This is a genomic window from Rhodothermales bacterium (assembly GCA_013002345.1).
In the GTDB taxonomy this organism is placed as follows: domain Bacteria; phylum Bacteroidota; class Rhodothermia; order Rhodothermales; family JABDKH01; genus JABDKH01.
This window is the reverse complement of record JABDKH010000066.1, coordinates 1-11,269: the sequence shown is the minus strand read 5'-3', so window position 1 is coordinate 11,269 and position 11,269 is coordinate 1. Positions and strand designations below refer to the sequence as shown.

At 59.4% G+C, this 11,269-nt stretch carries 5 protein-coding genes and 2 pseudogenes; 2 read left to right on the top strand and 5 right to left on the bottom strand.

The features are described 5' to 3' along the window. The 4 genes from HKN37_03450 to HKN37_03435 all read right to left on the bottom strand — a co-directional run. A partial coding sequence (locus tag HKN37_03450; GenBank protein ID NNE45694.1) for a hypothetical protein occupies positions 1 to 283 on the bottom strand: 283 nt, incomplete at its 3' end. 102 nt (positions 284 to 385) lie between these two features. Continuing rightward, positions 386 to 2,923 carry a serine/threonine-protein kinase gene (locus tag HKN37_03445; GenBank protein ID NNE45693.1) on the bottom strand — a complete coding sequence of 846 codons (2,538 nt, stop codon included), beginning with the start codon at positions 2,921 to 2,923 and terminating at the stop codon, positions 386 to 388. Further along, positions 2,920 to 5,589, bottom strand: a complete 2,670-nt coding sequence (locus HKN37_03440; GenBank protein NNE45692.1) for a protein kinase — start codon at positions 5,587 to 5,589, stop codon at positions 2,920 to 2,922. Before HKN37_03440 ends, HKN37_03445 begins: the two co-directional genes overlap by 4 nt. Continuing rightward, positions 5,586 to 8,237, bottom strand: a complete 2,652-nt coding sequence (locus HKN37_03435; protein ID NNE45691.1) for a protein kinase — start codon at positions 8,235 to 8,237, stop codon at positions 5,586 to 5,588. The genes HKN37_03440 and HKN37_03435 overlap by 4 nt, the downstream gene beginning before the upstream one ends. A 279-nt stretch (positions 8,238 to 8,516) precedes the next feature. On the opposite strand from HKN37_03435, the pseudogene HKN37_03430 reads away from it, so the two are divergent. Together HKN37_03430 and HKN37_03425 are read left to right on the top strand one after the other, a co-directional pair. Beyond that, positions 8,517 to 9,196: pseudogene (locus tag HKN37_03430) on the top strand (TIGR00153 family protein). 12 nt (positions 9,197 to 9,208) lie between these two features. Further along, a pseudogene (locus HKN37_03425) lies at positions 9,209 to 10,476 on the top strand (inorganic phosphate transporter). A gap of 68 nt (positions 10,477 to 10,544) precedes the next feature. Here HKN37_03425 and HKN37_03420 read toward each other — a convergent pair. After that, positions 10,545 to 11,269: hypothetical protein (locus tag HKN37_03420; GenBank protein ID NNE45690.1), on the bottom strand; the 725-nt coding region annotated here is incomplete at its 5' end.

The window sequence follows — 11,269 nt, the reverse complement described above, 5'->3', positions numbered from 1 at the left end:
GGACCATGATGATCTCGACCTTCAGCATGTCGTCGGTCGTGGCGCCTTCGACATAGAACGGGCCGACCTCTCCGGGAAAAGCGCCGCCTCCGCGCTCGTAATAGTCACCCTTGTTGGTCTCCGAGATAAGCACCGTGCCCGGCTGGATCGTTGCGACCGGCTCCCGAACGTCGAAGGTCGGGTAGCCGACGGTCGGCGTGAAGCGCAGCGTGTCCTGTGCGGATGCTGAGAACGCGCCAAGGAAGAACAGCGACAGAGTGAGGTAGCAAAAAGGGAGTTTCATGATCGTGCTTTGTAATTTATGCGGTCAAGATTTCGAACGGCCAGAGACGGCGACACAGCATCGAGACACACCGGGACCACTCGCGCCAGCGTTGGCATCTGATCACTCGTACTCGGTCTCCATCACCCAGACGTCGCTGACTTCCTCATCCCAGCTGAAGACAACGAAGTCTTTGGCGGAGGAAAAAGAATAACTCCGTCCAAGCCGGCCCTGTGCTCCAGACAGATCCGTCAAGCGGCGCGTCGAGCCGTCCAGACTCAGTTCGACTATGTCGCGGCCTGATGTACAGATTGGCTTCTGGCCGTCTGCGGTCCACGCACCACAAATGATTCTGTCTCCGACTAGTCGCGAGCTTCCATCCGCATTGGTCAGCCACGTCCCGGCCAAATTGCTAGAATACATGAGATTTCCTGCTGGTGACCAGCGAGGCAGCGCACCGGAAAAGTGTTCTCTAGGCATACCGCCCTCCGACGGAACGGAAAACACAGTAGGCACTCCCGACTCGACCGAGTAGTACCAGATCTCACGACCATCGGGAGACCAGTCGGGCTGCAACTCCTCCGTGGGACGATCGGTAACCCGTCGAATGAATCCCGATTCGACCGACAGAACGAAGATATCTCTGTTTCCGGACCGGTCCGAATAAAACACAATCTCTGATTCGTCCGGAGACCACCTGGGAGCCCATTCGTTTTCCGGATCGGTGGTGAGCTGAGTCATCTCACCGGTCTCAAGATTTTTTAGCCAGAGATCTTGATTGCCCAATCGATCAGAACTGAAGATCAGTCGTTTGCCGTCGGCAGACAGATCCGACCACTCGATAAGGGCAGAATCGTCCGTAAGTTTCTCCGCATCATCCCACGTCGCAAGTCGGTCTTTGAGAATCGGGATCTTCCACAGGTTCTGCGTGCCGATCCGGTGGCCTTTCGAGAAAGCCATTGCGGTGCCAGACGTTGCCGCGGATACATCTCTGATTCCGATGCCGTTGGTGACCCGGGTCGGTTCTCCGGCAGGTTGCCCCGACGTGCTCAACGTCTGCTTCCAGATATCCGTAATGCCCCCCAGATTGGAAACAAAAAAGAGCACCCTGCCATTGGGATCCCAGAATGGACTCCGGTATGCCCCATGTCGCGTGGTGATCGGCACAGCCGAGCCGCTAGACATATCCATTATCCACATCCGATCTGATTCGGATTCTCGCGCAATCGCGTCGACGTAGGCGAGGAAGCGCCCGTCCGGAGATAACGATAGATCCCATCTCGATTGGCTGGTGCCTGCGAGAAGCGTGGTCTCCGTTATTCCGGACGTAACGTCAACTCTCTTGAGCGAGTCGCCCACCGTGTAGAACAGCGCCGCGCCATCTACGGACCACACCGGCCGACTCAGGGTTATCGGAAACTCTGCGATGCGGCGGGCTTGCGCCGGCGGCATCGGCATGACAAAAAGGCCTCCGCCACCTCGACCTGAGAGGAATGCGAGACGGGCACCGTCCGGTGACCACGCTGGATAGATGTCAAAAGCCTCCGAGTCTTCAGTCACATTCACCGGGGCGCCGCCGCCAATGGGGACGACCCAGATGTCCGAGTTTCCGGATGCACGAGAGTGATAGGCAATCCTGTCACCGCTCGGCGACCAGGCCGGCGAATCTTCCAGCGCTCTCGTCGTTGCGAGCGGGTAGGATTTACCGAGTACCATTTCCGGTCCACCCGACGGACTCAGGGCGAGAAACGCTGCCACACCTGCAGCTATGACAATGACTGTAATTCCCCCGATCAGAAGGCCCTTGCTCATGCGGCGACGCGGCGGCGAAACACGCGACGGCTTCGTTACCTGAGATGGTGGGGAATCATCCGCTTTCAGGTCGCTGACAAGTTCATGACAATTCTGATACCGATCGTCCGGATTCTTCGCCAGGCAGCGCCCCACCACGCTGTAGACAGACTCCGAGGAGTCCAAAATCGGCGTCGGCTCACTATTCAAGATGGCGTAGCTGATGGCCTGTTCGTAGTCGCCGACAAATGGCTTCTCGCCTGTGAGCATTTCGTAGAGGACTACTCCGAGGCTCCAGATATCGGTCCGCCCGTCAACCTCCTCGCTCCGAATCTGCTCGGGTGACATGTAGTAGGCGGTGCCAAGTGTGCTGCCGGACTTCGTGAGATCGAGCGATCCTGCCAGCTTTGCCAGACCGAAGTCGAGGATCATCGCGCGCCCGCGATCCGTGATCAGGATATTGGCTGGCTTGATATCTCGGTGAACGATGCCTTTCTCGTGCGCGGCTGCCAGACCATCTGCTACCTGACGAGCGATGTCGCATGCCATAGATTCCGGCATGGCACCGGCTTCGAGCTTCTTGCCCAGCGTCTCGCCCTCGTAGTGAGCCATTGCGATGAACATCTGGCCGTCATCCGTCTCGCCGATGTCGTGGATCGCACAGATATTCGCGTGATTGAGAGCTGAGGCCGATTGAGCCTCCTGCGCGAAGCGCTGCTTTGCTTCCTCGTCCGTGCTCAGGTGAGGAGGAAGGAATTTGAGTGCTACGGTGCGCTTCAGGCGCGTATCCTCGGCGAGATATACCACGCCCATTCCGCCGCCGCCCAGCTTCTCAACAACCTTAAAGTGCGAAATTATCTTGCCGATCATGAGGCCTCGTATTTCTGAAGAAGCGCCTGAAATCCGGGTTCGTCGCGCAACGAATCCCAGAACGGCATAGCCAGCCAGTGGACGGTCGTCAGGCCTGTTCCGCCAATGTCCTCGTCTAGCAGGCTGATAGCCTCGTCTCTTTCGTCAAGCAAGGTATAGGCTAACGCGATGTACATTCGGCGAGATGCGACGGCATGTACGTCGTGACGGGTCTTCTGTCGAATCGTAGTCAGCTCGCGAAGTGCTAACTCCTTCTCTCCCAGACCTGCGTGAGCCAGTGCCAGGCCAAGCAGCGCCCGCATTTCCGTAACGCGTAGCCGGTCCGTCTCACGTTCCTCAGATGGGAGATCGCCAAGCGTGACTTCAAGCAGCCGACTCCAGGCAGCCAGTTCCTCGGCGCGGGTCCCGGAGAATCGATGCGCAATAGCCTTGCGGAAGTAGTAATCGCCTATATCTCGAGGAAATACCAAACCGTACCAGTCGCGATCCAGTTGCGCTATATCCACCTTGTCCAGTGAGTCCTTGATAGCTCCGAAATCGCGTACGGCGAGATTTGCATACCAACAGGGGGCGATCGTTGGGTCTGCGGAAGCAGCGTCTTCCGCTTCGCGTGCTCGCTGCGCAGATCCCCAACCCAGAATGCTATTCATGGATTTCCAGCAGTAGGCACCGGGGTGATCGGGATCGATTTGCACTGCGTGGTCAAGCAGTCTCTCGGCGTCGTCGTGCCGTTTCATCACCATGTATGTGATAGCACCTTCGGCCGCCCATGCGAGATTGAGGGGGTCTAGCTCGAGCGCCCGAACGAAAAGACGGGCTGACTCTTCATAGAGACCCAGGCGACGGTAGACCGGGCCGAGAGCTTCGATGACCTCAAAACTACCGGAACTCAACGTCGACGCCGCCTCAAATTCGGAACGCGCCCGGTCAAAGTCGACGTCGAGATAGTACGAGGCGTACCCCCGCGCCAGCAGGTCCTGCAGACTGCCCGGCGCGAGGCGACTTACTTCCGAAAGGGCCGCCCGGGCCAGCGGTTCGTAGCGCGCCTGGTCTTCAGGCAGCCCGAGCCAGACGGCAAGACTGTACATATGGGCGCGTCGGTAGTGCGCTTCCACAAAGTTGGGGTCGCGGGCCACGGCCTCGTCAAATGCCTGAGCCGCCACTTCAGGCTCCTGTGACAATGTGCGGCGCAGACCAACTCCGCGCAAATATGCCTGGTAGGCTGCGAGATCATCCGTCGGGCGTTCCGCAAGCTGCTCGCTCTCTCCCTGAAGCAACTGGACGTTCAGTGCAGCGGCGACGCTCCGACCCACATCCTCCTGGATCTCAAAGATCCCCTCAACCTGTCGTTGATAGGTCTCCGACCATACCTGTGTGTCGTCGTCGACACGGATGAGCTTCGGCGTGATCCGCACGGTGCTATTGTTGTCACGACTCTCCCAGCGAACAGTCCCCTCAAGGATATAGTCCACTTTCAGTTCATTGCCAATTTCTTCGATTGACTTGCCGCTGTCCTTGAGCCGGTTGGCGCTGCTCTGCGCAATCACTGCCAGGGCATCGATTGACCCCAGACGTGCTGACAGCTCCTCGGTGAGTCCGTCCGCGAAGTAGTCTTCATCGGATGGACCAAGGTTTTGGAATGGCAAGACGACGAGGCGGATCGGCTCAACGGCCCCTGATTCATTCGGGAACAGGTAACGGGTTACGATCAGGGCTGCAAAGAAGAAGCTCAACACCGCACCGAGAATCACAGCCAGAACCCCGATACGCATCTTTCGTGGTGCCGAAGCTGCTCGTCGAAGCGACCCGTTCATTGACGCCGGCAGCGATGTGAACTCGGCTGTACCGCGCCGCCTGTAGCCGGACAGCTGCCCGGCGAGGTCTGCGATGTCCTGAACGCGTCCGCCGGGCTCTTTCTGGAGACAACTGCGAACGAAGTCCTCAAGATGTGCCACGGACGACGGCAGCGGCTCGGGTTCGCTGTTCAATATGGCGTAGCTGATCGCCTGTTCGTAGTCGCCCACAAACGGTCTTCGGCCCGCCAACATCTCGTACAGCACGACCCCAAGGCTCCATGTATCGGTCCGATGATCGGCGGGCTCCCCGCGAACCTGCTCCGGCGACATGTAGTAGGCCGTGCCCAGCGTGCTGCCCGACTTCGTGAGATCGAGGGAGCCGGTCAGTTTCGCCAGTCCGAAATCAAGAATTACCGCTCGCCCACGATCGGTGATCAGGATATTCGCCGGCTTGATGTCGCGATGGATAATCCCCTTCTCATGAGCCGCCGCCAGCCCGTCGGCCACCTGTGCGCAGATGTCCAGCGCCTCCTCAGATGGAAGCGCACCTCGCTCCAGCCTCTCCTTTAGCGTATCCCCCTCGTAGTGGGCCATGGCGATGAACATCTGCCCCCCCGACTCTCCGGGGGCAGGCTCCGTTTCGCCGATGTCGTAGATCGTGCAGATGTTCGCATGATTGAGTGCGGAAGCGGCTTGCGCCTCCTGCGCAAATCGCTGCTTGGACTCCTCGTCGGTGCTCAGGTGGGGAGGGAGGAATTTCAGGGCAACGGTTCTCTTCAGGCGCGTGTCCTCGGCCAGATACACCACGCCCATTCCGCCGCCGCCCAGCTTCTCCAGAACCTTGAAGTGCGATATTGTCTTGCCAATCATTTCTGATCCGCGAACTCCATCATCCAGATGTCGCTTTCGAAATCGCCAATCGTGAAGTATACGTTTTTTCGATCCACGGCCAATTCGTGACGGTAGAGCGTACGGCGCCGCGGGTCATCAAAGACTACGATGGGCTCGGGGTCACGTCCCGTGGCCGGGACCCTCCAGATGCTCGCGCCGCCCTCATCGTCAAAGGCCTTGTAGTACACAGACCGGCCGTCTGTCGACCACTCGGGTGCCTCAGCCGCCGGAAGTCCCGCCTCCCGGGCCGAGACGAGTACCACAGGTTTTCCGCCGGCTGCTGATACAACGCGAAGTTCGTGCACGGAGCTCGACATGTTGTGCGTCCGGCTACCCGAGATGTAGACGATCATATCACTGTCGGGCGACCATTCGGCATGCAGGCCACCATCGAACGTCAACTGACGCGACTCTCCCCATCCGTCGATCTCGCGCTCGATAATGTACAACTCCTGTCGACCGGTTCTGTCCGAGAAGAAAGTCAGACGCGCTCCGTCGGGAGACCAGTCCGGTGCCCGATCCTGAGACGGATGATCAGTCACCCGCTCTACGACCCGGTCGACTACCGACACGATATACAACTCCCGATTCCCGTCGCGAAACGAATGAAACGCTACGGATTGGCCGTCAGGTGACCACGAGGGCGAAAAGTCGTCTGCCGGATCCGTGGTCAACTGGATGCTTTCTCCTCCCGCAAGCGGCATCGCATAGATGTCCTGGTTTCCCGCCAGATCCGAGTCGAAGGCCAGCCACTGCTCGTCGTGGGATACGTTGATCGACTCGATACGCTGATTGCCCGTCGTAATCGGAACGGCGCTCGAGACGGAAACAGACCCGACTGGTGGCAGCTCGACGGACCACACGTTGGCCGTTGCCTGGAACGATGAGTAGGCGAGAGTCCGGTCGTCTTGCGCGATACTGATCGAGTGGGCGTCCAGACCCGTGGTCAGCCGGTGTGCATTTCCTCGAGGCGCACTGGTATCGTCGATCCGGACGCGGTATACGTCCCGGCTGCCGCCGCTGTTCGAGACCCACATCAGATATCGGCCGTCCGGTGACCAGATCGGACTCACAGCCTGTGCATCATCGATTGTGACACGAACCGACTCCGTTCCGTCGATGCTGCCAATCCAGATAGTGCTCGCTGCGAGGTTGGCGAACGACGCAGTTCCGAATACAAAGAATGGATTACCCGAAACGAACGCGATGTTTCGACCATCCGGAGACCACGCCGGGGAATGTGGCTCAAAAGCAGCGAACTCAGAGACGACTTCCCCGCTATCCAGGTCTTTCACCTCGATGCCGCTTGCCTTCGCGTACGCCACTGACGTCCCGTCCGGGGACCAGTCCGCTCCGTAGACTCCCTCTCCGGGCGCCATTGATATAATGCGTTTTGCGAATCCTCCCAGCGATGGAACGACAAAGACGGCACCCTCTGATTGAAACAGGATCTGAGAGCCGTCCGGCGACCACCTCGGCCACCTGTGATTGCCCGGGACATCGTCCGTGAGCGTGATGGTGCGCCCACCCTGAACCTGCCGGATGTGAATCCGCATATTGCCTTCCGGTCCGGAAGAGTAGGCCAGCAGGTTTCCGTCGGGCGATAGGGCCGGATCCACCTCAAGTCCCGGCGCGTGGGTCACCTGCCACGTCCTGGTAACTTCGATGGTGCCTTCGTCTGCCGTCCTTGACAGAACGAATGGCAAGCCGACGGCAAGCAAAGTCGCAATGCCGATGGCCGACCACTTCAGGCTGCTGGGCAGGCGCCGACTGGACATGGGTGCGAATAACAACGCAGACTCTGAACGCGCTCCTATGAGCGCGACCTCCGCCTCTCTGGCATCCCGGAATCGACTCGCCGGATCCTTGCGCAGTAGTGTGTCGACAATACTCTCCAGTTCCGATGGAACGTCTTCGCGCAGAGTACCGACCGGCGGCGGGTCCTCGTTCAAAATGCTGTACGCGATCGCTTGATCGTAGTCGCCCTTGAACGGTCGCGAATTGGTCAGCATCTCGAAGAGACAGACCCCGAGCGACCACAGATCGGTCCGTGGGTCCAGCGACTCCCCACGAACCTGTTCTGGCGACATATATGCAATGGTCCCCAGCGTGCTTCCCGTCTTGGTGAGATCTACGGCGCCGGTCAGTTTTGCGAGTCCGAAGTCCAGAATGACGGCGCGTCCGTCTTCCGTAACGATGATGTTGGCGGGCTTGATGTCTCGATGCACGATGCCGTGTTCGTGGGCTGCAGCGAGGCCATCCGAGATCTGCTGTGCAATGCGAACCGCCTCATCGATGGCAACCGGTCCCTGGCCGAGCTTCTCCTTCAGCGTCTCACCGCTGTAGTGAGCCATCGCAATGAACATCTGACCCTGCTCCCCGGGGGCAGGCTCCGTCTCGCCGATCTCGTGGATGGTACAGATGTTCGGATGATTGAGGGCGGAGGCGGATTGCGCCTCCTGCAGGAAGCGCTGTTTCGCCTCCTCATCGGAATTCAGATGGAGAGGGAGGAACTTGAGCGCGACCGTTCGCTTGAGCCGCACGTCCTCCGCCAGATACACCACTCCCATGCCGCCGCTTCCGAGTTTCTCGAGTACCCTGAAATGCGATATGGTCTGGCCGATCATAAGGCTTTCATGTCAGAGTAGTCCAGTTAATACCGACAAAGCCGGAATTAGGCAACAGTTAGTCGGTTGTCCAGCGCCGTACAGCGAGCACCGCCTCAGCAAGCCCCGCGAAATGCGGAACCGACGGCACAGACATCCACGCGGGCCGAGAACGGAGTATCCTTCATTTTGTGACGTCCGCCACATCAATTCATGGCATTTGCACCCTGCTATGCCATAACTCTCCGCTGCACCTGAGCGTCCAATCTGAACAAATCGCAGACGAGCGAAAGGTACACTATGCCGTCAACTTCCCCGTTCAAGAATCTGTTCGGCCGGAACCCCTTCAGCGCTCTGCAAGAGCACATGCGTGCCGCCGTCGGGGCCGTAGAGGTGGTCCCTGAGTTATTCAAGGCTCTGGCCGAAGGAGATCAGGCAGCCGTAGAAAAAGCCAAAGACAGAATATGCGAGCTGGAGGGTGAGGCCGATCGTGTGAAGAACGAGTTGCGAGATCATCTGCCTCGCGGTCTGTTTCTGCCGGTTAACCGCCGCGACCTCCTGGAGGTGCTCGATATGCAGGACTCCATGGCGGATACGGCTGAGGATATTGCCGGTCTCCTCTTCGAGCGCCAGATGACGATTCCGTCCGGCATGGAAGAGCCGCTGCTCACATTCGTCGATAGGTGTGTAAGCGTCTCGCGCTATGCGGCCCGGATCATTGAAGAACTGGACGAGCCCTGGAGACGGAATTCGGCGGACGTGACGCCGCCCGTGTTGAAGAGATGGTCGGAAAACTCAACAAGCAGGAAGACGAAACCGACATACTTGAGGTCGAGCTCGCCCGGGCTTTGTTCAAACTGGAAGATTCGCTCGATCCTGTGTCCGTGATCTTCTGGTATCGCCTCATCGAGTGGATCGGTGATCTTGCGGACTGCGCCGAGAAGGTCGGCGATCGCCTCCGACTCATGACTGCCAGCTAAGCCGATCCCGACGTGGACATAATTATTGCGCACCGGATGGTGTTCATGGGGCTGGCGGTCGCGTTCGGCCTCTACATGACATGGGGCATTGGCGCAAACGACGTGGCCAATGCGATGGGCACGTCGGACGGATCCAAAGCCATTAACGTCAGGCAGGCTATCCTGATTGCGGCTGTCTTTGAGTTTGCGGGCGTCATACTGGCCGGGGGGCACGTCACAAGCACCATCCGGAAAGGCGTCGTCGATCCGGCACCCATCATCGATTCCCCGAGTTGCTGGTCTACGGCATGCTCGCGGCATTACTGGCCGCGGCCGTCTGGCTGATGATTGCCTCCTGGATGGGATGGCCAGTTTCGACTACGCATTCGATTGTGGGGGCACTGGTCGGATCTGCGGTCGTCGGCATCGGAAAGGACGCCGTCCAGTGGGACAAAGTCGGGCAGATCGTTGCCTGCTGGGTTGTGTCGCCGCTGCTGGGTGGGCTGCTCGCTTTCGTGCTGATGCGAAGCATCCGGAGGCTAATTCTCAACACGGACCAGCCGTTTCAGAAAGCGAAGCAATGGGGGCCCATCTATGTGTTTCTCGTCGGCTTTCTGATTGCCCTCGTCACACTGTTCAAAGGGCTCCAACACCTCGACATCAACCTGTCGGTGCCAGCAAGCTATGCGGCCGCAACGGGCATCGGTATTCTGACCGGATTTCTCGGATGGCTGTTCATCCGGAAACGTGAGATCGACGAGGTGGCGGACCGTGATTTCCACTACTCCAGTGTCGAGAAGGTCTTCGGACCCATGCAAGTGTTTACTACGTGTGCGATGGCGTTCGCGCACGGATCGAACGACGTGGCGAACGGAATCGGGCCGCTGGCGGCGGTAGTGAGCATCGTGCGATCGGGAGGCGAGGTCGCGCAGACGTCGTCGCTGCCGATCTGGATATTGTTACTCGGAGGATTCGGGATCGTGCTCGGCCTTGGAACGCTTGGCTATAGGGTGATGCGCACGATCGGCGAGAAGATCACGGAGCTGACGCCCACGCGCGGGTTCTCCGCCGAACTCGCGGCCGCGGCGACCGTCGTTCTTGCGTCCCGCACCGGACTCCCGGTATCGACTACGCACATCGCTGTCGGCGCCGTCCTCGGTGTGGGATTCGCCCGGGGCATCGGATCGATCGACATGCGGGTCATCGGGAAGATCGTCGTCTCGTGGATCGTGACGCTGCCGATCGGTGCTGGCCTTGCTGCGCTGTTCTTCTTCGTGTTGAAGGGCATCTTTGGCGGGTGACGGGGAGGAGAGCGACGGTCGCCAAGCGAGTCGCTTGGACCGAGCCGAGACGACCCGCCGTAACAGGCTCACCGAACCACGCAATCGCCCTCCAGCACCACTTCGTTCAATCCAAAAGCGAGCCGGCTACGCTCGGCGAAGCGGGCACCCACCGGACCCGCATCCAATATCGGCCAACCGCGCGCCGGCAACAACAGACGCGCCATCCGGAGGTCCTCGCCCACGTACACGTAGCCAAGACCGTCATCCCACACCACCTCCAGTTCCACCAACTCCACACATGCGGTCGTTCGTGGCAGGTCCCCTGGTTCGAAGATCCATCTGCCCCCCGGCACACCGTAATCAACGGGTCCGATGCCCTCGAAGACGAACGGACCCAGATTCCTGCCTTTCGCATCGAAGACAACAAGTTCGAGCCACACCGAATCGACTGCACCGGAGTGCAGGTTTTCCAACGAAAGGACATACCCCCAGTCCGGCTCGGGCAGGACCAGGCAATCCTCCTCCGGACGTAAATCACAATGTCGTCCCCATTCGTCTTCTTCCAACTTCATCATTTCCTTTTCGCGCCGGCCCAGGCGACGCTCGGGAAGAAAGCGGGCGGTTAGCAGCGAGATGTACACACCCTGCGACAAGAGATTCTGAACAGCGCGCTCGTGGGTCGAGGTCGCGACCCGCAGGAATTCGGCTCGCGTACGTCGTTCGGAAACGAGGGCGCGCAGACTGTCGCGCAATGCCACGCGTGCTGCAACTCCCTCTTTCTCGGCAATTGTTCGCCGCGCCTCGATGACCG

Bases quoted from the DNA above. Each gene is read 5' to 3' on its own strand.
- HKN37_03445 (NNE45693.1), bottom strand. From the start codon at position 2,923: ATGATCGGCAAGATAATTTCGCACTTTAAGGTTGTTGAGAAGCTGGGC.
- HKN37_03440 (NNE45692.1), bottom strand. From the start codon at position 5,589: ATGATTGGCAAGACAATATCGCACTTCAAGGTTCTGGAGAAGCTGGGC.
- HKN37_03435 (NNE45691.1), bottom strand. From the start codon at position 8,237: ATGATCGGCCAGACCATATCGCATTTCAGGGTACTCGAGAAACTCGGA.